The following is a 19,870-nucleotide window of genomic DNA, read 5'->3' as shown; positions in this document are numbered from 1 at the left end:
CCTGTCAGCTTTTCTGATGCTCCCGACGCCAGGCGCTGGGAGCGAGGCCCTCCCATTTTCGAAATGCACGCCCGAAGTTGGAAGGGTCACTGTACCCAAGGGCATCTGCAATCTCATCAATGGTCAGCTCATTTCGCCGGAGCAGCCCCAGGGCGCGGCGATGACGCAGGGAATCCTGCAGCTGCTGGAAGCGCACCCCCTCGGCAGCCAACTGACGGCGCAATGTCCGTGTTGACACCCGCAAGTGCTCGGCCACATCCTCCAACGACGGTAAGCGCTGGCTCGGTCCCGTCTCCAGCAGGCGCATCACTCGGTCAGAAACCGACGTTGCACCCTCGATAAATCGCATTTCCTCTTCACACTGGGCCTCGGCAATCCGGCGGGTCACCGGATTGGACAGGGACATGGGCGTACCCAGAAAGTCCCGCTTGAACCGCAGCTGATTTACCCCGCGGCCAAAAAAGATCCGGTTTCCGAACAACTGTCGGTAAGACGATGTGTCCGTTGGCTCCGGAAAGTCCAGCAGACAACAGCCGCCATCCAGAAGTCGGTTGCCGAAAAGCAGAAGATTCACGTCCATCAGCGATGCCATCACGACATCAACGTTGAACCGGTAAAGGTCCTCGATGCCATGAGCCAGGTCCAGCTGGATGACCGCCTCATGGGCGTCCACGAAAAAAGACAGCCTCATGTAGACAAACCGGATCTGGAAGTACTTGATCAAAACCGTCAGTGCCTGCTCCAGGGTATCGCAACTGATTGCAGCCTGGGCCAGCGAGCCGTGGGTGGTAAATTTCAGTCGTTTACCGTACTCCAGCCCCAGGGCTGGATCACCGCTTCGAACCAGGCTTTCACGACACAGGGCACTAAACTGATCGACAGTGATGAAATTGTCCGGATGACCCAGCATGGAAGGGCGGATGCCGGCGGCAGTCAACAACCGGGACCGTTGCAGGCCGCGGTCCTCTGCCAACTGACAGAGGATGTCCGCATAGTGCGCCCGGATAACGGGCAGGTTTCCGGTAATGCCGGGTGCATTCATGGGGCTGGCTGTCTTTCGGTGTCTGGTTATGTCTCAGACTAGACCGCTCGTCAGGTTCCGGCAATTACCTGCGAGACGAGGACAAACCGGCGCTGCTGCCAGCTTTCAGCATTTTTTTCAGCCCGGCTGATCCACCGGGCAAACCAATCCGTAAACCTTGTGACTGACAAACCCGGGACGAGTGCATAGAATGATGACCAGAACAAGCTCAAATCATGCGACTGTCAAGGAGCGTCCGGTGACCACACTGGATCAAAAGCCAGCCAGCTCCGAGGGCCGGAAAGACCCCTGGAGCCAGATGCTGCAGAAAGTGGGCAAGAACCAGGATCGCGAGGCTTACCACGCGCTATTCGAGCATTTTGGCCCGCAAATCAAGTACTACGCCATGGCCAATGGCCTGGCGAGTCATGCTGAAGAGCTGGTTCAGGAAGTGTTTGTGTCGATCTGGAGACGGTCCTGTCTCTACGACTGGCGCAAAGCAGCCGCGTCAACCTGGATTTTTACCATTGCCCGTAACCAGCGCATTGATATGTTGAGAAAGATGCAGCGTACCAGCGCCGAGATGCCGGTTGAGACGGAAGATCTGTGGCAGATCCCGGGTGAGAACGAAAACGAGCCGGTGACGTCGCTGCACCGGCTGATGTCGGAGCGGCGGATCAGGGAATCCCTGAGCCACCTGCCGGAAGAACAGATTACGGTTATTGCCAAGGTCTATATGGAGAATAAGTCGCACCAGATGGTGGCAGACGAACTGGATATTCCGCTTGGCACCGTTAAAAGCCGGGTTCGTCTGGCACTGAACAAACTGAAAGTGATTTTGCAGGACCAGAACGTATGACTCGGCACCATCCCGACAGCCTGAGCCTGATGGAATACAGCGCAGGCAACCTGAGTGAGCCCCACGCCCTGTGCATCAAGCTCCACCTCGACAAGTGTTCCCACTGCCGCAGCCGTGTGGATACCCTGGACAGTCTTGGCGCAGTGATGATGGAGCAACAGCCGAAGGTGAGCGTCTCGGAGAACATGTTCGACAGCATCCTGTCGAAGATTGATAGCGAACCGGCCGACGCTCCTGCGGTCCCACCTGCGCCCAAAATGAGCGCGTTACAGAAATTGCTGGGTGAGGATCTGAACAGCCTCCCTTGGAAACGACAGCTTGGGGATGTGAGTGTGCTGGACATCACCGATCGGTTCCCGGGTCAGAAGGAGCAGGTAGTGCTGCAAAAACTGGCAGCAGGCGGCAAGGCTCCGGCCCACACTCACCGCGGCGAAGAAACCACCATCGTCCTGCAGGGCGCCTTTGCCGACCAGAAAGGGGTCTTCAACCAGTGGGATTTTGTGGTGCTGACTGACCAGGACGAACACAAGCCAGTAGCCGTGGGCTGCGAAGACTGCATCACGCTGTCTGTTCTGAGCGCACCGGTGAAACTCACGGGTACGTTTACCCGGATGCTCAACCCGTTCATCCGATAAGTCTTTCAAGGCTGAGGCAGCTCCTGCTGCCTTGGCATTTCCTCAAAGCGCCGCATCGGCACAATTAAGCAATGGTTTAATTGACCTGGGCACCTTCCGAAACGACACTGGTAGTCAGGGCCGAAACCGTTTGGCCATTCCGTTCCACCAGACTCATCCAACCTGCCATGCCAGACATCATAGTCATGTTTTTTCTGCTCGGCCTGATAGCCGGGACCGTCAAATCTGACCTGTCGATTCCCCGCGAGGCGTACGACATCCTCAGCCTGCTACTGATGTTAACCATCGGCCTGAAAGGAGGGATGGCGCTGTATGGCAACCTTGCGCCCGATCTTCTGCTGGAGATGCTGGCGGTTGCCGCCCTGGGGTTTACGTTGCCATTGCTGATGATACCTTTGCTGCGTTACGTGGTTGGGCTCTCCATTGCCGACACCGCCAGTTTCGCGGCTCACTATGGCTCGGTAAGTGCCGGAACCTTCGCCGTCGCGCTTGCCTGGGTAGAGACACGAGGACTCGCCGCCGGCGGTCAGGTGACCTTGTACCTGGTGTTGCTGGAGTTGCCGGCAATCATGGTTGGACTCTGGTTCTATCGTCGTTTTGGCAAGCCCGGCGGAAACCGCGAGGGCACGCCGCTCTGGCAGGAAACCCTGACCAACCGCAGCGTGGTACTCCTGGTCGGCGGTGTGGTTATCGGCGCGCTCTATGGGCCCGGGCAGGGCACGGGGGTAACGGCACCGCTGACCAGTGCGTTCTCGGTGATTCTGTCACTGTTTCTGCTGGAGATGGGACTGGTGGCCGCCGAAACGCTGCGCAATCTAAGCTGGACGCACTGGCGGGTGGTTCTTTTCGGACTGGCAATGCCTCCCATCCTCGCCATACCGGGACTGGCAGTTGGTACCGCGCTCGACCTGGGGATTGGCTCAACCCTGATTCTGGCCACACTTACCGCAAGTGCCTCCTATATAGCTGCACCAGTCGCGGTCAGGCATGCGATACCCGACGCCAATATTGGTCTTGCCATGCTGGCGTCACTGGGCGTGACCTTCCCCTTCAACGTTCTGATTGGCATCGGCCTCTATCATTCAATGCTGATCTGGGCCTTGCCCGGATGAATGTCGGGGGCCTGATTACCAGGGCAATTCTGAGCCATCCCAGCTCAGGAATTTTCCATTATCACCTTGTTCCACGTTATCAAGGACTTCAAGCAGATTGATGGCTGTTTCCGCTGCGGTATGCACGTTCAGTTTCGCCAGGGATTGGCTGAACGGTTTACTCAGTGCTGATTCGGTGGTGCCTGGATGCAGAGCCAGGCAGGCAATGGGTTTGCATCGGCGTGGCAATTCAATGGACAGGTTACGCACCAGCATATTCAGTGCCGCCTTTGAGCTGCGATAGGCGTACCAGCCCCCGAACCCGTTATCGGTAATCGATCCCACCTTTGCGGAAATCGCCACAACGCTCTTGAACTCCCGATGCCGTAGCCATGGCAGTAACGCCTGCGTCAGCAACCCGAACCCGGTTGCATTCACTGCAAAGGCCCGCGCCATACTCGCCGCCTCCAGATCCTCGAGGCGCTTCTCGGGGAACATATCCGGCCCATGAAGCACTCCAACGGCATAAATGAAACCATCAATGCCCTCCTCTCTGGCCAGCAGCGATTCCAGCGCCTCTGCAACTGCCACTGATGATTCACTGTGCTCCGCGTCCCATGGCAGCACCGTACTGCGCGCGTGGGCCCGCAAGGCTTCCGGTGCCTTTCCCGGGTCACGACACAACCCGATCACGCTGATCTGCGGATCCCGTTCGATCATGACCGTCGCCAAAGCGCCACCAATTGCGCCGGAAACCCCGGCTATCACCACTCGTTTCATCAAAACCTCCTTTGTTGGGGAGGACATACGAAAAATCTATCGTCTGGACCGGCGGAAACGGTGAACCAAGGCATTTAAACGGGCGTATGAAACCAGTGTTCATATTCCCTTCGGAGTTCTGCCTGCCCCGGCGGAGCTCTCATTAAAACAGCACACGTAGGAGAGTATCCATGCAATACCAGGCTCCGGCGAATGACCTTCGCTTTCTGTTGTTTGATGTCTTGGGCGCAGACCGGCTCCATGAGCTGGAGAAATACGCCGATGCCACCCCGGATCTCATTTCCGCGGTCATCGACGAAGCCGGCAAACTGGCAGCCGAAGTCATACAACCCACAAACCAGGCGGGTGACCGTGAAGGCTGTACCTACGACCCTGAAACCCGTTCGGTAAAAACACCGGACTGCTTCAAGGATGCCTACAAGAAGTTTGTCGAAGGCGGCTGGACCGCGTTGGACGCGCCGCTTGAATACGGTGGTCAGGGCCTGCCCCACACCCTGAAGTTCGTGGTGGACGAGATGGTCTGCTCCACCAACCTGTCCCTGGGGATGTACCCGGGCCTGACTCACGGTGCTATCAGTGCCCTGCACGCCCATGGTTCCGACGAGCTGAAAACGATCTATCTGGAAAAACTGATCTCCGGCGAGTGGACCGGCACCATGTGTCTGACCGAACCCCAGTGCGGCACTGACCTGGGCCTGATTCGCACCCGCGCCACTCCGAACGACGACGGCAGCTACGCCATCGAAGGCACAAAGATCTGGATTACCGGGGGTGAGCACGATCTGGTGGACAACATCGTGCATCTGGTTCTGGCCAAATTGCCAGGGGCACCGGATACCACCAAGGGCATTTCGCTGTTCGTGGTTCCCAAGTTCCTGCCGGATTCCGGTGAGCGCAACCCGGCGTTCTGTGGCGGCCTTGAGCACAAGATGGGTATCAAGGGTTCGGCCACCTGCGTCATGAATTTCGAAGGCGCCAAAGGCTGGCTTGTCGGCGAGCCGAACGACGGTATGCGGGCGATGTTCACCATGATGAACGAAGCCCGTCTGATGGTTGGCATGCAGGGCCTGGGATTGGCGGAAATGGCCTACCAGGAAAGCCTTGGCTTTGCCCGGGAGCGTCTGCAAAGCCGGTCCCTGAGTGGTCCGAAGAATCCGGACGGCCCTGCTGATCCGATCATCGTGCACCCGGATGTGCGCCGGATGCTGATGCGCCAGAAAGTCCTGAACGAAGGCATGCGTGCCCTGGCTCTGTTTGCCGGTCATCAGCTGGATCTGTCGGTTGCCCACCCGGATGAAACCGTACGGGAGTCTGCCGATGATCTGGTTCAGCTGCTCACGCCCGTCGTGAAATCCTTCCTGACGGACGAAGGCTTCAACAACGCCAACACCGGGCTGCAGGTGCTGGGTGGCTCCGGATTCACCACCGACTGGCCGCTGGAGCAGCTGGTGCGGGATGGTCGGATTGCCCGGATCTACGAGGGCACCAACGGCATTCAGGCCATGGACCTCGTGGGCCGCAAGCTGAGCCTGAAAGGGGGTCAGCTGGTGCGCACCCTGTTCGGAACCCTGAGCGGATACCTGAAGGACAACCCGGAGGCGCCCCATCGGGAAGAACTCAAGAGCGCCATGAAGGCGCTTGAGACCGCCACCCTATGGCTGGCCAGCAATGCACCGAAGGATCCGGAACAGGCGGGCGCTGCCGCAACACCCTATCTACGTCTGATGGCACTGACTGTGATCGGCTACCTCTGGTCCCGCATGGCCAACGTTGCCAACGAAAAGCTCGCTGCTGACGAGGGCAACAAACCGCTGCTGGAGAGCAAGGTGGTCTCCGCACGCTTCTACTTCGAAAAACTGTTGCCGGAAGTCGATTGGCTGCTGGGTGATATTCAGAGTGGCAAGGACAGCCTGATGGCGTTTTCGGACGATCACTGGGCCGCGTGATCCGGCATACGGCCAGCGTCCAGTCGATCTGGCCGGAAATGACCGAACAATGACAGCTTGTGACCTTCAGAGTCACTCCCTGGACATTGATAATGATCACGTTGATTAGTGTCTCTGAACTAGTCCTGCCCAGATCCCCGTCGGACTGGGTATTTTTGAAAGCCACGCTCTGCGTGGCTTTTTTTATGCGCGTTTTTTGTCTGCGTGATCACTGGGTTACAATGATGCTCTTTGATTCCGTCCGGCTTCTGACCGGATCAGCACGGGGACACCATGAAGGCCGACGATTACGCTTTCCGCTTCGGCGGCATCGAGAGACTCTATGGGCGCCGGGCACTGGAGGCCTTTCGCCACGCCAACATAGCTGTGGTCGGGCTCGGCGGTGTCGGCTCCTGGGCAGCAGAGGCTCTGGCACGTAGCGGCATTGGCACCATTACCCTGATCGACATGGACGACGTCTGTGTATCCAACACGAACCGGCAGCTTCATGCCCTCGAAGGCCAGTACGGCCGCACCAAGACCGATGCCATGGCAGACAGGCTGAGGGCAATCAATCCTGAAGCCGACATACGCGTGCATTTCGGTTTCCTGACCACAAGAAACGTTGCCGAACTGATTACAGAGGATATGACCGGCGTGGTCGACGCCATCGACAGCGTCAAGGCCAAGGCGGCCCTGATTGCCCATTGCCAGCGCCGGAAGATTCCGCTGGTCTGTGCCGGTGGTGCTGGCGGACAGATCGACCCCACCCAGATCCAGGTGGCGGACCTCAGCAAAACCACCCAGGACCCGCTGCTGGCCAAGGTACGCAACCTGCTGCGCCGGGAATACGGTTTTTCCCGGAATCCGAAACGTCGCTTTGGCATTGAAGCCGTATACTCCCTCGAGCAGCTGACGTATCCTGCCGGAGACGGGGAAGTCTGCCTGCAGAAGCCGGCCACCGACGGCCCGGTGCGACTGGATTGCGCCTCCGGCTTTGGCGCTGCCAGTCCGGTGACGGCCAGCTTCGGCCTCTTTGCGGCCTCCCGGCTCCTGAACCGGATTGCCCGGCGAGCCAACCAATAAATCAACGGACCTGAAACCACTATGCCTGTCAGCACTGTCCTGCTTCTTGCCAGCATTGGCGTTCTCTCACTGTTCTGCCAGTGGCTTGCCTGGCGTGTCCGAATGCCGGCTATCCTGTTCCTGCTGGCGGGCGGTATCGCCGCAGGACCTGTGCTGGGCTTTCTGGCGCCGGAAGCAGTGTTCGGCGACCTGCTGTTCCCGGTCATCTCCCTGGCCGTTGCCATCATCCTGTTTGAGGGCAGCCTGACCCTGCGCTACGAGGAAATTCGCGGCCACGGAAAAATGGTCCGCAACCTGATTCCAGTGGGCTCCATTGTTACCTGCATCATCGGCACCCTGGCAGCCCGCTGGATCCTTGACGTTTCCTGGGCTGTGGCCCTGCTGTTCGGCGCCATTTCCATTGTCACCGGCCCGACCGTCATTGCGCCATTGCTCCGTTCCGTGCGCCCGAATTCGAAGCTGGCCAACATACTGCGCTGGGAGGGCATCATTATTGACCCGGTCGGGGCATTGCTGGCAGTGCTGGTGTTCGAAGGGATTGTCTCCTGGGGTCAGGGCAATGTGTTCAGCCACTCGCTGTACATTTTTGGCAAGACACTGGCGGTGGGCTTCCTTATTGGTGCCGTTGCCGGGTATCTCAATGGCATCGTCTTGCGCAAACACTGGATTCCCCAGTACCTGCACAACGCCGGCACCCTTACGTTCATGCTCGGCATGTATGCCATCTCCAATGAACTGGCCCATGAGTCGGGGCTGCTGACGGTAACGGTGATGGGCATCTGGATGGCCAACATGAAACAGGTGCCTATCGACAGCATCCTGGAGTTCAAGGAATCCCTGAGTGTTCTGCTGATTTCCGCTCTGTTCATCATCCTGGCGGCGCGGGTTGAGTTCGCGGCGATTGCCGAGTTGGGCTGGGGGCTTGTGGCCGTATTGGCGTTGCTGATGCTGGTGGCACGGCCCCTGAGTATTTTCCTGTCGGCCATCGGCACCAGCCTGAACTTTCGGGAAAAGCTCTTTCTGAGCTGGATCGCACCCCGGGGCATCGTCGCCGCGGCGGTGTCAGCGCTGTTTGCCTTCCAGCTGCAAAAACTCGGTTACGAAAGCGCCGGCGCCCTGGTACCCCTGGTGTTCATGCTGATCATTGCCACCGTTACCCTGCAGAGCCTCACCGCTCGGCCGGTTGCAAACCTGCTGAAAGTGGCCGAACCCGCCGAATACGGCTTCCTGATTCTGGGGGCCAACCCGGTGGCCCGGATGATCGGCAAAGCCCTGAAAAAGTATGAGGTACCGGTGACCCTGGCCGATACCAACTGGGAGAATGTTCGACAGGCGCGGATGGACAACCTGCAGGTCTATTTTGGCAATCCGGTGTCGGAGCATGCGTCCACCCATCTCGATCTGACGGGCATCGGAAAGCTGCTGGTCATCTCTCCTTATAAACACATGAATTCGCTGGCCACCTACCACTTCCTGGACTGGTTCGGGAACAAGTGTGTGTTCAGCCTGGCTGAGGGTGATCAGGACCAGAAAGCCCGGCACCAGACGGCCGAAAAAATCCAGATGACCCGGGGCCTGTTCGACGGCGTCAGCTACGCGAAACTGGCCAGCCTGGTAAGCCAGGGCTACACCGTGAAAACTACTCAGCTGAGCGAGGAATTCGGTTACGAAGAGTTCCTGAATAAATACCAGAACCAGGCTCTGGTTCTGTTCACGTTCGACAGCAAGGAGCATGTCGCTCCGGTTTGCAGCATGAAAGACCTGAAACCGGAAGACGACTGGATCCTGATCAGCCTGGTACCGCCCCAGGCCAGGAAAGAGCGTAAGGAAAAAGACCCCGTGGAGGAGCCCTCAACGGGCCAAGATCCCTCAGCGACAGTCTAAAACCAGCTTGCCTCGCACATGCCCGCCCTCAAGGAGTTCGTGGGCCTGTGCGACAGCTTCCAGCGGAAACGCCTCCTCGATGTGGACCTTGACGTCGCCGTCTTCAATCAGCTCGGCAATCTCATCCAGGTGAAATACATCCGGGCGAACGGTCATGCCGTGGGCACGTAACCCCATCTCCTCAGCCGCGCTGATAATCTCATCGGCGGTAACCGTGGGGATAGTGACAAGGACACCCTGTTCACCCAGGGTGTGCAGCGAACGCTTGCCGGTTTCTCCCCCAACCAGGTCCAGCACCACGTCCAGCCCGTAGCACTCCTCGCCAATATCCGTGGTGCGGTAATCAATCACTTCGTGAACCCCGAGTTCCGCCAGGAAGTCCCGGTTGCCGGCCGAAGCCGTGGCAATCACGTGGGCACCCCGCTCCAGCGCAAACTGTACCGCGAAGTGCCCGACACCACCGGCTCCGGCGTGGATCAGGATCTTCTGCCCGGACTCCAGTTTCGCCACTTCGAACAGGGCCTGCCAGGCGGTCAGCGCCGCCAGAGGCAAGGCTCCGGCAGACACCAGGTCCAGCTCTTCCGGCACAATGGCCAGTTCATCGGCCGCCGCCAGGGCATATTCGGCATAACCGCCGCCACCAGCAGGGAATCCGATCATGCCCATCACCCGGTCACCGGCAGCGAGGGTGGTGACGTTGTCACCAACGGCAACGACTTCACCGGCTACATCGTATCCAGGCGTCCACGGCAACGAATTTTCGATCTGTCGGGCCGCAAAGCCGAGCCCCTTTCGGGTTTTCCAGTCAATGGGGTTGAGACCGGCCCCGTGCACCCGCACCAGGACCTGATCGTCGCCAGGTGTCGGCACATCAGCCTGGACCACCTGCAGGACATCACGCTCACCGAAGCGATCGTAGATCACATGGCGCATCGGGGCTTCAGCATTCTGATCAGCAGTATTTTCCATGAGGATCTCCGGACAACAGGTTAAACGGGATTGGCTTAGAACAAGACTAGCTGAAGTAAAACACAAAAGGGCTCGGGAAACCTACAGGCCCTTGCCTCCAGCAACAACCGCAGAGCCGAGAATGTCGGCAAATTCTTTCGGCGCGCGGGCGGGGCGCTGGCTTTTCATATCGACACAGGCATGGGTAGATACCGCCCTGACAAGGGTTTTACCATCACACGGCCGCACCAGCTGAAACTGGCGGGCAGAACGGAACCTGCCGTCGTAGTCGGTCAGCCAGGTTCCCAGCACCAGCTGATCCCCGGTGTTCGCAGAGGCCAGGTAATCGATCTCGGTACGGGTAATGGCCATCGCTTTTCCAGTTTTTTCGTGCAGAGCCCAGGTCATGCCCAGACGTTCAATGTGGGCCCAGCTGACGTCTTCCAGCCAACGTACATAAACCACATTGTTGGCGTGCCCGAGCCGGTCGGTATCTTCAGGGCGCACTGTAATATCGATCGTAAAGGGAGCTGGCAGATCCCAGGCAATCTCTTGGTGCCGCATCAGTTGCTCTCTCCGAGGCCCGGAATGGCCTGCAGCGGTAGCCGGCCAATCCGATCGTTGTGAAGTGAACCAAAGTATAGAACCCCCTCGTGAGGATTCACCGAGGTAATTTCCTGCAGGTGGGTTCCCCGGGTGTCATGGAGGCTGGTGATAACCTTGCCGTCCCGATCGAAGGCGATCACCAGGCCATATTCCTGGGGCGCTGGTTTCAGGCTGTCGGGCAGTTTGGCGACCAGATCCTTGAGCCAGGGCCTGGGGTGCATGGCATCAACCCTGGCATTGCGCAGAGTAGGAAAGGCGACCCAGTAGCGCCCTTCATCATCCACCGCCAGGTTGTCAGGGAAACCCGGCAGATTGTCGGCAAACACCTCGGCCTGACCGGCTCTGGGGCCATGAATCCAGTACCTGAGGATACGGTACTTCCAGGTTTCATTGACCAGTACGTAGTCGCCTTCCGGAGATACCGCCACGCCATTGGCAAAATGCAGGTTTCCCAACAGGACTTCGGCCTTGCCGGTTTTTGGCGAATAGCGAAGCAATCGGCCATGGGGGCGCATTTCCAGAAGATCCAGCAGGTAGTCCGGCTGTCGGAACTTCGAGCTGGCATCGGTAAAGTAGATCCGCCCGTCATCGGCAATATCGACATCATCAGTGAATCGGAACAGGGTGCCTTCCGCCTCCCGGGCCAGCACTTCAATCCGGCCCTCCGGACTGATGGACAGCAGCCCTTTCCAGGCATCCGCCACGATCAGGTTACCCTGGCGGTCGAAGACCATACCCAGGGGCCGACCGTCGGTGGACAACCAGTTCTCCACCCGACCATCCGGAAACACCCGGGCGATGTAACCGTCCTGGGTACCGGTATAAAGCACTCCGTCCTGACTGATGGTGGTGTCTTCGGGGCCGTACACCTGGCCCCGGGCCAGCAGGTCCGCCAGCCTCAATCGTTCGTTTGGCGCGGTAGGCCCGGTCAGGGGCGGCGGTGAAGGTGGGGTCCAGGCCTTGCTGTCGACAGGCGAGGGTGTCAGCAGGAAGCTGCCAAGCAGCAGGAAAACAACCAGCAATCCCACCATCCATTTCATACACTCTGCCCGCCTGTTGCCATTTCAGTTCTGTGTATCAGCGAATGACTTACCTTAACAGACGGGCCAGCGGGCAGGAAAATGCCCGGGCCTGTCATTCCCCGGCACTGAGGAAACGCCGGCAAAGAGCGGCGAAGGAATCCGCCTTTTCGGCGTGCAACCAGTGGCCAGTGCCCTGGATAATACGCAGTTGCGCCTGCGGAAACAGTCGCTGAATGGCATCCCTGTGTTTTTCCTGGATGTAGGCCGAATCTGCGCCTTTGAGAAACAGCACCGGTCCTTCGAACGGACCCTCACCTTCCGGTGCCCGGGCAAGATTCTCGTAGCAGGCGTCAATAACCGGCAGGTTGAGGCGCCAGCGAAACACTGGCCCACCCTCCTTCTGCTGCTCCCGGGGAATGCGTTCAAGGTTTTTCAGGAGGAATTGCCTGACACCGGGCTCTTCGACGAATCCGGCCATCAGCTTGTCGGCGTCCTGGCGGGAGCCTACGTCGGACAGATCCATGCCTGTCAGCCCTTCAAGAATGGCGTCGTGTCTGAGCTTGTAGGTGACCGGCGCAATATCGGCTACGATCAGTTTTTCGACGCGCTCCGGCGCTTGCAGGGCAACCTGCATCGCCACCTTGCCGCCCATGGAATGGCCCAGCAAACTGGCCCTGTCGAGGCTCTGCGCATCCATGTAGGTAATCACATCTGCCGCCATGGCCGGATAATCCATGGCGTCCGTGTGGGGGGAACTGCCATGGTTACGCTCATCCAGCGCATGGATCTGCCACTGATCTTCAAGGCGCCGGGCAATACCACCCAGATTGTCGAGGGATCCGAACAAACCGTGTAACAGGATCAGCGGCGGGCCTTCGCCGGTAATGCGGTGATTCAGCGCAACAGTCATGGGCAGTCAGTCTCCGGATTGGTCTGCGTTCTCAAACCGGATACATTACCACTGCCAGTTTTGCGAGCAAGTGCCGGTATCGGCGGCCATTTTCCAGGGACGAAAAAAAGCCGGGCAGAGCCCGGCATGAAGGTCATAGACGTTACGCCTGAGAAATCAGCAATAGAAGATGCTGTTCAGGTACTCGGCGAGCTCAATCACGTTTTTGCGTTCAAGCTCGGTATGGGGTACGAAGATTTCCTGTTCCATAAAACACCTCCTGATTGCTTTTCCATTGCTTCAACCTGATACCCTGATGCTATCGTTAAATTCATGGGTAACCGTTGACAGGCGGTTGCATACACTTGACATTTTGTACCAGCCATCATGACAGGTCGTTAACTATCGGGCCGTATAATGTGACATCTGCTCAAAGAGACCCCGCCAGCGCACCTCTGGTCGCTGCTTCAAGCACGTTGGCACTGGTGAACTACCTCGAGCGCCAGGGCGTGCTGAACCCGCCCCGCGTTGAAAAACTGACTGGGCTGGCAATGTCGGAACTCACCGACCCGGATCGGCGGGTGCCCGCCGACGCCCATTACCGGCTATGGGAGCACGCAGAGCTGGTTACCGGCGACCCCGGAGTCGGGCTGCATGCCGGGCAGGTGGTGGATCCGGAGCGGATGGGGCTGGTCGGCCACGTCTTTTTCAATTGCGATACGCTCGGCGAGGCAGTTACCCAGTATGTGCGGCTGCACCGGCTGATCAATGAGTCGGTCTTCCTGAGCTTCGAGCAGACCGCCGACCAGGCCATACTCTGCTGGCAGCCGGACAGGTCCGAGCATTACTGCCGGCAGGATATGGACCGGACCCTCGCTGCCGCCATCACACGCACCCGGCACTTTATCCACCCCGGCATACGAGCCGACTGGGTAGACATAGCCCACCCTGCCCCGAATTACGCCGACGAGTACGAAAAGCTCCTCGGTGGGCCGGTCCGATTTGACTGTGGCATCACCCGGCTGGCGTTCAGCAGCAGGTATCTCGGGCATCCGATTCCCCGCCGCAATCCTTACGTCTACTCAGCGGTACTGAAACAGGTCAACTCACTTCTGGCACGGCTGCAGACCCGGCGCTCCTTCGGCCGCAAAATCCGCCGGTTGATTTCAAAACAGATGGCAACCGAGAAGATTGATGCCGACAGTCTCGCCCGCCAATGTCACATGAGCCGGCAGACCCTGTACCGGAAGCTCAAGAAGGAAGGCTTGAGTTTCCATGGACTGGTGGAGCAGGTGCGTCAGGACAAGGCTCTCAGATACGTGGCTGCGGACCAGTACTCCCTTGGCGAAATTGCCTTCCTGCTGGGGTTCTCGGAACTCAGCGCTTTCAGCCGCGCGTTCAAGCGCTGGACTGGCACCTCGCCGGCCGAGTACCGGGCCCGGCACCTGCTACCGCTGGCGTCAGACAACTCACGGCCGCCGGTCGGCAACGGAGAACACTGACATGGACGAACTGTCGCTGGTTGCGATTGTTGTGGGCGCCATTTACCTGGGTGCTTTTGCCTGCATTTATCGAATCCTGCTGACCTATCGCACCACCCAGGGTGCCATTGCCTGGGTTGTTGCCCTGCTGGGCCTGCCCTATGTTGCGGTCCCCATGTTCGTGCTGTTCGGGCGCTACCGGTTTGGCGGTTACGTAAAGGCACGCCGCCTGGGAGACGAATCCCTGACCAACCTGTTGAACCGGTTCGAACAGCAGACCACGTCCATCCCGATCCCGACCAGTGACCGGTTCACGGACGAACTTCAGGTGTTGTGCCGGCTGGGCCGCCAGCCGTTTACCGAAGGCAACCGGTGTACCCTGCTCCGGGACGGCGAGGCCACCTTCGAAGCGTTGTTTGAAGCCATGGAAGACGCCGAGCACTATATTCTGATGGAGTTCTACATCGTGCGTTCGGACCGGGTTGGCCGCCGGATCAAGTCCATCCTTGAACGCAAACTGGCCCAGGGCGTGGAGGTCTGGTTCCTGTACGACGATATCGGCAGCGTCTGGCTGCCACGCAACTACCTCAAACAGCTTGCCGCCGCCGGCGCCCGGGTCGCTTCGTTCGGTGACGGCAATATTCGCAGGCGACGGTTCCAGATCAATTTCCGCAACCATCGGAAACTGCTGGTCTGCGACGGAAAAATCGGTTTTGTGGGCGGCATCAACCTGGGGGACGAGTATCTGGGCACCGCCATGGACCAGGAGCCCTGGCGTGATACCCACTGCCGTATAGAAGGGCCTGCGGTAACAGGCCTGCAGCTGGCATGGCTGGAGGACTGGAACTGGGCCAGCAACGATTTCCCCAGCCTCGACTGGACTCCCTACAACAACCAGCCGGGCAGCGACGAGGTGCTGATGCTGCCGACGGGCCCCGCGGACACCTGGGAAACCTGCACCCTGTTTTTCCTGAACTGCATCAATAATGCCCGGACCCGGTTATGGATTGCGTCACCCTACTTCGTGCCAGATTTCCAGATCATGAATGCCCTTCAATTGGCCGCACTTCGAGGGGTGGAGGTAAGGATCCTGATTCCGGAAAAGTCGGACAGCCGCCTGATCGGGCTGGCGGCCTACTCCTATCTTGTCCAGGCCTGCAAGACCGGAATTGAAATCTATCGTTACCAGCCAGGCTTCATGCACCAGAAAGTGATACTGGTGGACGACCGGTACGCGGCGGTCGGGACCGCCAACTTGGACAACCGGTCCATGCGCCTCAATTTCGAGATCACCGCTATCACCACGGCATCGCATTTCATCCGCAGCGTTGAATCCATGCTGGAACAGGATATCGACAACTCCCGCCTGATGACCGAAAGCGATTACAAGGACCGTTCGATCCTGTTCCGCCTGGGCTGCCGTGCGGTCCGGCTGCTGGCACCACTGCTGTAAAATCCCCCGCCACTGGCTCCGGAATACCCGATGTGCGACTATGCCAACACGAATCAGCCAGTACGCAGTAGCGACAGACCACCATGAATGCCTTCAAACCAAGAGAAACACTGACCGAACAGGTCGCTCGCCACATTGAGAACCTGATCGCCTTTGGCCAGCTACGATCCGGTGAGCGGATCTACGAGGGTGCCATGGCCAAGCAAATGGACGTGAGCCACGGGTCCATTCGGGAAGGGCTACTGCTGCTCGAGAAGCGGCACCTGGTTCGCAACGTGCCCCGGAAGGGCGCGTTCGTGACACCACTGGATGAGTATTTCGTCCGCAGTCTCTATGAAACCCTGGAGCTGTATCTGACCCACACGGGACGAAAGCTGGTGCGCAACTGGCAGCCGGATGACATGGCCCGCCTGGAGAGCCTCTACGACCAGATGAAGGCCTGCTATGAAAAGAACGACCTGATGGCATTCCTGGAACTTGGTATTGAGTACACCAAGGCATCACTGGCCTATGCCGATAACTATTTCATCGTCTCGGCTATTGATGACCTCTGGCCGTCAGCGAAACGCTGCGCCTTTGTCGCCTTCCGGCAAGGGGGCAACCAGGTGCTTGAGGACAATCTGTCGCACATGAAGCAGTCCATCAGTGCCATCAAGGACCGGGACGAGGACCGCCTCGCCGATATTCTGCACCGCTACGCGCTCCAGCAGTGCCACCAGGTTCTGGAGGCAATTGACAGGACCGATGGTAAAACAGCGTAGTGGTTTTCAATAGAAGAGCTGCGTGAACGAAAAGCCGATATTCAGGTAGGCGGTCCAGTTATCCTCATTATTGTAGGCCACGGCCAGTTGCACCGGCCCCAGGAACGTATCCACGCCGGCGAACACACTGGAGGATTTCACCGAGCTGTCCCAGCTTGCCGCGTCCAGCGAAGCCCAGGCGTTTCCAGCCTCAAACCCGACACCCACGAACCAGGGCACCAGCGGTCCGCCAAAGGTCTGGCTGGCGTACGCGGAAGCCATCAGGGCGTTATCCCCGGTAATTTCACCCGGCGCATAGGCCGACAAGCGCCGGAACCCGCCCAATCGGACGGCGTTTTCAATGCCGGGGGTCCCTTTCGTAACCGCATGGGCGTACAGCAGGCCGCTGAGGGTCAGGCCCTTCCAGCTTTCGGTACCGAGTGCCAGACCGGTCACTGAATCAAATTCCCTGTCCGACCCCAGGCCCTCCCGCTCGAAGCGCCCCCTGATACCGGCAAAACCACCCTCTCGTGGAAAGAACGTATCGTCCAGCGAGTCATGAACCAGTTGCACGGCCATGCCTCCCTGATGCACGGATTCCTCCGGAGCTACTGGCTGACCGATCTGCTCATCGACCGTCGCATAGCCCCGGGCATAGATCAGCCGGATTTCTGCGTTGCCGCCAATCTCCATACCCAGAGCCAGATCCGCTTTTCGGAAGGTGACATCCACCTCCGCGATGCGGGCCCCGGAGGTATCAAACAGACTGAACGTGTCGCGGGAATACTCACCGCCGAGCACCAGGAATCGCTCATAGCCATAATCCAGAGGCTGATACCACTGGCTGCGCACCCAGGGCTCAGTGCCCAACTGGACGCCAGTCTGCCATTCGCCACCCAGCTCATTCAACTCGGTCATTCGAACAGAGGAGGCGAGATTGAAGCGGGTTTCCCCGTCAAAATTGTCCTCATAGTTGAGGCCGAAAGACAGGTAGTTCGGCCCCCAGCTCTTCTCCTGGACGCGGATGGTCAGGATAGTGCCTTCGGGCGACGACGCAGTGGAGTAAGACACAATTTCGTAGTAGCCCAGACCGTAAATTCGTTTGAGATCCGCCTCCAGCTGTTCCGTATCCAGCGGCTCGCCGGTTTTCTGGCGTATTCTCTCCTTGAGAAAGTCACTGGCCAGTCGACGGCTGTCTTCAATCCTGATTCGTGAAACGGTGTCAGCCTCAGCGTCCCGGGCCACCACATTCTCTCGCCATGCATTCCAGTCTTCCACGGATTCCGAGAGCGGACGCAGTTCGACGCCATGCTCTCTCGCTGCACTGGCACCCAATTCAAACAGCATCGGAGCATCATAAAAGTCGGCCGAACTATAGCCTTCCAGATCGGGACGAATCAGGACATCACCATCAGCAAGCAGATCCAGCTGCTGATCGGTATTGCGTCGGGTCATGATGGTGGTAAGTTGCCCGACTACGGAGAAGGCCCCCCGCAATTCATCGAATTCCATCAAACTGTCGGTAATATCAATGGCGATGATGATGTCGGCGCCCAGATCCCGGGCAACACTGATCGGCAGGTTGTTGGCGACACCACCATCCACCAGCAACCGGCCCTCGCGCTCCACCGGCGCATACACTCCGGGAATGCTCATGCTGGCCCGAATGGCCTCTGACAGGTTGCCGTCACCGATGACCACCTGCTCACCGGTCTCAAGATCCGTGGCAACAGCGCGGAACGGAATCGGCAGGCGGTCAAAGTCTTCAACCAGCGCAGCGTTGCGGGTCAGTTCGTTCAGGATAAAGCCCAGATTCTGGCCGGCAATCAGCCCCCCACCAACATGCAGACCATCGGCACGCACTCCGATACCCGGGACCACCGGAAACCGCCAGTCATCCTGCTTCCTCCGTACCGGTTTGTAGACCCGGCCCGGGTCGTCACGGAAGCTCGACAGCCAGTCCATACTGATAAAGCGTTGTTCGATATCGCTGACCGGCATGCCACTGGCGTAGAGAGCGCCGACCGCGGAACCCGCACTGGTACCCACCACCAGATCAACCGGAATCCGCATTTCTTCGAGAACCCGCAGTACCCCGACATGGGCCATACCCTTGGCACCACCGCCACTGAGCACCAGGCCAACCCGGGGACGCTCTTCACCCGTGGCCAGTGGCGCCATAAGAAACAGTAGCGTGACCATCAGCCACGGGACAGTCCGGGCCCAAAGCGTCTGCCGGTTCACGATCGGGTCATTTCCTCTCGGAGGAATCGTCGTCCGCCAGCGACAGGTGGGAAACGTCAGGCACCACCGGCGGCGGAAGATCACGCTCCACACCAAGGTCACTGCCAGCCGGCGCCAGGCTCCATTCATCCAGATGCTGGAACATGGGCGGTTCCACTTCGGTCTGTTCGGCCAGGGTAACCCCGACCGGGTCCAGACTCAGACCGGAACCGGAGAGGATGGCGTCCACCTTCTCGCCCGCGACCGGCAGTCGATCACCGGGCTCGGTTTCAGGAACCCCGCCCCGCTTCTTTTCCGCCGGCGGGTTAGCGGCCGCCGGTTCCTGGGACGGCTGGCTTGCCGGAGCCGAAGGCGTGGGTTGAGGTGCCGCGCCGGCAGCAGGACGGGCCTCGCCCATGGGTTGAACATACGCCACCATGCCGTGCTTCTTCAGTACCGCCCGGTACTTTTCAGCCTGCACCTCTTCCAGCTTGTTACGAATAACCACTGGCTGGCCACTGAACATGCGGTCAACCTGCTCAAGAGAGGCCTTGAACAGCGTGCGGGCATTGTTGCGCGCCGTTTCCAGATCCGTTCCGGGAACGCATTCCCCTTTAAAGACAAGCTGAAACATGCGTTTTCCTCTTAACGTCCGTCTTTCTCACATCATAGTTGATCGTATCGCGCACCGGGAGCCCAGGCCCCTGCCCGTTACTGTATCGAGAGTGCAAACAATTGAAAAATTAATGTCACATATCACGCAAAATGCGACAGACTCTGCAATAATCCTCCGTAACCAAACTTTACACTTGGTTACAGATTAACCGGATTGTCACCAGGGAGTGGCCTCCAATGACTATCAGACATTTGCTCAGCGCCTCTGTCGCAACCCTGTTGCTGTCGGCACCCCTTGCCCATGGGGAAAACCTCGACGTACTCATGAGTCAGGTCTTCCCGGAAGCCCAGGCGACTTACATCGGATACGAGAGCGTTGAACGGGAAGATATTCCGGCCAGCGCGGCGGTCGACAGAAAATACCTGATAGTGGATTTCCGCCTGGCATCCAATGAAATGGCATCGGAACAGCTTCAGGCCAGCGTGCACAAGGTCTGCATGGCACTGCTGAAAGACCGCGACCTGATCCGTCAACTCTCGGATTCCGGTTACGACATGGTCTCTGTCGCTTTTGACCGTCGCTCCCAGTTCGATTGCCTGTAAATCACCTGG

Annotated in this window: 18 protein-coding genes; 10 read left to right on the top strand and 8 right to left on the bottom strand. The window is 58.8% G+C overall.

Annotated elements, in window-relative coordinates:
• Nucleotides 1-4 precede the first annotated feature (4 nt).
• Nucleotides 5-1,042, bottom strand: coding sequence for an AraC family transcriptional regulator (locus ACESMK_RS03590; protein ID WP_372995320.1), 1,038 nt, complete (start codon nucleotides 1,040-1,042; stop codon nucleotides 5-7).
• Between the two features lie 238 nt (nucleotides 1,043-1,280).
• Here ACESMK_RS03590 and ACESMK_RS03585 point away from each other — a divergent pair, with 238 nt between their 5' ends.
• The 3 genes from ACESMK_RS03585 to ACESMK_RS03575 all read left to right on the top strand — a co-directional run bounded on the left by ACESMK_RS03585 (nucleotide 1,281) and on the right by ACESMK_RS03575 (nucleotide 3,627).
• The gene (locus tag ACESMK_RS03585) at nucleotides 1,281-1,880 is read left to right on the top strand and encodes a sigma-70 family RNA polymerase sigma factor (RefSeq protein ID WP_064228420.1); all 600 of its coding nucleotides are present in this window, start codon (nucleotides 1,281-1,283) and stop codon (nucleotides 1,878-1,880) included.
• On the top strand, nucleotides 1,877-2,515 hold the full coding sequence (locus ACESMK_RS03580; protein ID WP_372995318.1) for a ChrR family anti-sigma-E factor: 639 nt from the start codon (nucleotides 1,877-1,879) through the stop codon (nucleotides 2,513-2,515). Before ACESMK_RS03585 ends, ACESMK_RS03580 begins: the two co-directional genes overlap by 4 nt.
• 185 nt (nucleotides 2,516-2,700) lie before the next feature.
• Complete coding sequence (locus tag ACESMK_RS03575; RefSeq protein ID WP_372995316.1) at nucleotides 2,701-3,627, top strand: sodium-dependent bicarbonate transport family permease; 927 nt, start codon at nucleotides 2,701-2,703, stop codon at nucleotides 3,625-3,627.
• A 15-nt stretch (nucleotides 3,628-3,642) separates the two neighbouring features.
• Here the strand turns inward: ACESMK_RS03575 and ACESMK_RS03570 are convergent, their stop codons facing one another.
• Nucleotides 3,643-4,386, bottom strand: a complete 744-nt coding sequence (locus ACESMK_RS03570; protein ID WP_372995314.1) for an SDR family oxidoreductase — start codon at nucleotides 4,384-4,386, stop codon at nucleotides 3,643-3,645.
• 170 nt (nucleotides 4,387-4,556) lie between these two features.
• On the opposite strand from ACESMK_RS03570, the gene ACESMK_RS03565 reads away from it, so the two are divergent.
• The 3 genes from ACESMK_RS03565 to ACESMK_RS03555 all read left to right on the top strand — a co-directional run bounded on the left by ACESMK_RS03565 (nucleotide 4,557) and on the right by ACESMK_RS03555 (nucleotide 9,281).
• Nucleotides 4,557-6,332, top strand: a complete 1,776-nt coding sequence (locus ACESMK_RS03565; protein ID WP_372995312.1) for an acyl-CoA dehydrogenase C-terminal domain-containing protein — start codon at nucleotides 4,557-4,559, stop codon at nucleotides 6,330-6,332.
• 273 nt (nucleotides 6,333-6,605) lie between these two features.
• The gene (gene tcdA / locus ACESMK_RS03560) at nucleotides 6,606-7,397 is read left to right on the top strand and encodes a tRNA cyclic N6-threonylcarbamoyladenosine(37) synthase TcdA (protein ID WP_372995310.1); all 792 of its coding nucleotides are present in this window, start codon (nucleotides 6,606-6,608) and stop codon (nucleotides 7,395-7,397) included.
• 21 nt (nucleotides 7,398-7,418) lie between these two features.
• The gene (locus ACESMK_RS03555; protein ID WP_372995308.1) at nucleotides 7,419-9,281 is read left to right on the top strand and encodes a cation:proton antiporter; all 1,863 of its coding nucleotides are present in this window, start codon (nucleotides 7,419-7,421) and stop codon (nucleotides 9,279-9,281) included.
• Here the strand turns inward: ACESMK_RS03555 and ACESMK_RS03550 are convergent.
• From ACESMK_RS03550 to ACESMK_RS03535, 4 genes are all read right to left on the bottom strand, one after another.
• Nucleotides 9,267-10,250 carry an NADP-dependent oxidoreductase gene (locus ACESMK_RS03550; protein ID WP_372995306.1) on the bottom strand — a complete coding sequence of 328 codons (984 nt, stop codon included), beginning with the start codon at nucleotides 10,248-10,250 and terminating at the stop codon, nucleotides 9,267-9,269. The genes ACESMK_RS03555 and ACESMK_RS03550 overlap by 15 nt on opposite strands.
• Before the next feature lie 81 nt (nucleotides 10,251-10,331).
• Nucleotides 10,332-10,793, bottom strand: a complete 462-nt coding sequence (locus ACESMK_RS03545) for an acyl-CoA thioesterase (RefSeq protein ID WP_372995304.1) — start codon at nucleotides 10,791-10,793, stop codon at nucleotides 10,332-10,334.
• The gene (locus ACESMK_RS03540) at nucleotides 10,793-11,875 is read right to left on the bottom strand and encodes an SMP-30/gluconolactonase/LRE family protein (RefSeq protein WP_372995302.1); all 1,083 of its coding nucleotides are present in this window, start codon (nucleotides 11,873-11,875) and stop codon (nucleotides 10,793-10,795) included. The genes ACESMK_RS03545 and ACESMK_RS03540 overlap by 1 nt, the downstream gene beginning before the upstream one ends.
• Nucleotides 11,876-11,969: 94 nt before the next feature.
• The gene (locus ACESMK_RS03535; protein ID WP_372995300.1) at nucleotides 11,970-12,767 is read right to left on the bottom strand and encodes an alpha/beta fold hydrolase; all 798 of its coding nucleotides are present in this window, start codon (nucleotides 12,765-12,767) and stop codon (nucleotides 11,970-11,972) included.
• Nucleotides 12,768-13,165: 398 nt separating this feature from the next.
• On the opposite strand from ACESMK_RS03535, the gene ACESMK_RS03530 reads away from it, so the two are divergent.
• From ACESMK_RS03530 to ACESMK_RS03520, 3 genes are all read left to right on the top strand, one after another.
• The gene (locus ACESMK_RS03530; RefSeq protein ID WP_372995298.1) at nucleotides 13,166-14,248 is read left to right on the top strand and encodes an AraC family transcriptional regulator; all 1,083 of its coding nucleotides are present in this window, start codon (nucleotides 13,166-13,168) and stop codon (nucleotides 14,246-14,248) included.
• A gap of 1 nt (nucleotide 14,249) precedes the next feature.
• Nucleotides 14,250-15,680 (top strand): cardiolipin synthase, encoded by a 1,431-nt coding sequence (gene cls, locus ACESMK_RS03525; protein ID WP_372995296.1) that lies wholly within the window; start codon nucleotides 14,250-14,252, stop codon nucleotides 15,678-15,680.
• Between the two features lie 83 nt (nucleotides 15,681-15,763).
• On the top strand, nucleotides 15,764-16,441 hold the full coding sequence (locus ACESMK_RS03520) for a GntR family transcriptional regulator (protein ID WP_372995294.1): 678 nt from the start codon (nucleotides 15,764-15,766) through the stop codon (nucleotides 16,439-16,441).
• 6 nt (nucleotides 16,442-16,447) lie between these two features.
• Here the strand turns inward: ACESMK_RS03520 and ACESMK_RS03515 are convergent, their stop codons facing one another.
• Nucleotides 16,448-18,622, bottom strand: coding sequence for a patatin-like phospholipase family protein (locus ACESMK_RS03515; protein WP_372995439.1), 2,175 nt, complete (start codon nucleotides 18,620-18,622; stop codon nucleotides 16,448-16,450).
• A 49-nt stretch (nucleotides 18,623-18,671) separates the two neighbouring features.
• Nucleotides 18,672-19,277, bottom strand: coding sequence for a hypothetical protein (locus ACESMK_RS03510; RefSeq protein ID WP_372995292.1), 606 nt, complete (start codon nucleotides 19,275-19,277; stop codon nucleotides 18,672-18,674).
• Nucleotides 19,278-19,495: 218 nt separating this feature from the next.
• On the opposite strand from ACESMK_RS03510, the gene ACESMK_RS03505 reads away from it, so the two are divergent.
• Entirely contained in the window at nucleotides 19,496-19,861 is a 366-nt protein-coding gene (locus ACESMK_RS03505; protein WP_372995290.1) for a hypothetical protein, read from the top strand.
• The last annotated feature ends 9 nt before the right edge of the window (nucleotides 19,862-19,870 follow it).

This window comes from Marinobacter sp., assembly GCF_041687235.1.
Classification (GTDB): domain Bacteria; phylum Pseudomonadota; class Gammaproteobacteria; order Pseudomonadales; family Oleiphilaceae; genus Marinobacter.
This window is presented reverse-complemented; position numbering and strand designations above follow the sequence as displayed.

What these genes read in the sequence shown, in the direction of transcription:
- ACESMK_RS03545 (WP_372995304.1), bottom strand. Translation starts at nt 10,793, where the DNA reads ATGCGGCACCAAGAGATTGCCTGGGATCTGCCAGCTCCCTTTACGATC.
- ACESMK_RS03510 (WP_372995292.1), bottom strand. Translation starts at nt 19,277, where the DNA reads ATGTTTCAGCTTGTCTTTAAAGGGGAATGCGTTCCCGGAACGGATCTG.
- ACESMK_RS03565 (WP_372995312.1), top strand. Translation starts at nt 4,557, where the DNA reads ATGCAATACCAGGCTCCGGCGAATGACCTTCGCTTTCTGTTGTTTGAT.
- tcdA (WP_372995310.1), top strand. Translation starts at nt 6,606, where the DNA reads ATGAAGGCCGACGATTACGCTTTCCGCTTCGGCGGCATCGAGAGACTC.
- ACESMK_RS03555 (WP_372995308.1), top strand. Translation starts at nt 7,419, where the DNA reads ATGCCTGTCAGCACTGTCCTGCTTCTTGCCAGCATTGGCGTTCTCTCA.
- ACESMK_RS03550 (WP_372995306.1), bottom strand. Translation starts at nt 10,250, where the DNA reads ATGGAAAATACTGCTGATCAGAATGCTGAAGCCCCGATGCGCCATGTG.
- ACESMK_RS03505 (WP_372995290.1), top strand. Translation starts at nt 19,496, where the DNA reads ATGACTATCAGACATTTGCTCAGCGCCTCTGTCGCAACCCTGTTGCTG.
- ACESMK_RS03520 (WP_372995294.1), top strand. Translation starts at nt 15,764, where the DNA reads ATGAATGCCTTCAAACCAAGAGAAACACTGACCGAACAGGTCGCTCGC.
- ACESMK_RS03590 (WP_372995320.1), bottom strand. Translation starts at nt 1,042, where the DNA reads ATGAATGCACCCGGCATTACCGGAAACCTGCCCGTTATCCGGGCGCAC.
- ACESMK_RS03535 (WP_372995300.1), bottom strand. Translation starts at nt 12,767, where the DNA reads ATGACTGTTGCGCTGAATCACCGCATTACCGGCGAAGGCCCGCCGCTG.
- ACESMK_RS03515 (WP_372995439.1), bottom strand. Translation starts at nt 18,622, where the DNA reads ATGGTCACGCTACTGTTTCTTATGGCGCCACTGGCCACGGGTGAAGAG.
- ACESMK_RS03570 (WP_372995314.1), bottom strand. Translation starts at nt 4,386, where the DNA reads ATGAAACGAGTGGTGATAGCCGGGGTTTCCGGCGCAATTGGTGGCGCT.
- ACESMK_RS03540 (WP_372995302.1), bottom strand. Translation starts at nt 11,875, where the DNA reads ATGAAATGGATGGTGGGATTGCTGGTTGTTTTCCTGCTGCTTGGCAGC.
- cls (WP_372995296.1), top strand. Translation starts at nt 14,250, where the DNA reads ATGGACGAACTGTCGCTGGTTGCGATTGTTGTGGGCGCCATTTACCTG.
- ACESMK_RS03575 (WP_372995316.1), top strand. Translation starts at nt 2,701, where the DNA reads ATGTTTTTTCTGCTCGGCCTGATAGCCGGGACCGTCAAATCTGACCTG.
- ACESMK_RS03580 (WP_372995318.1), top strand. Translation starts at nt 1,877, where the DNA reads ATGACTCGGCACCATCCCGACAGCCTGAGCCTGATGGAATACAGCGCA.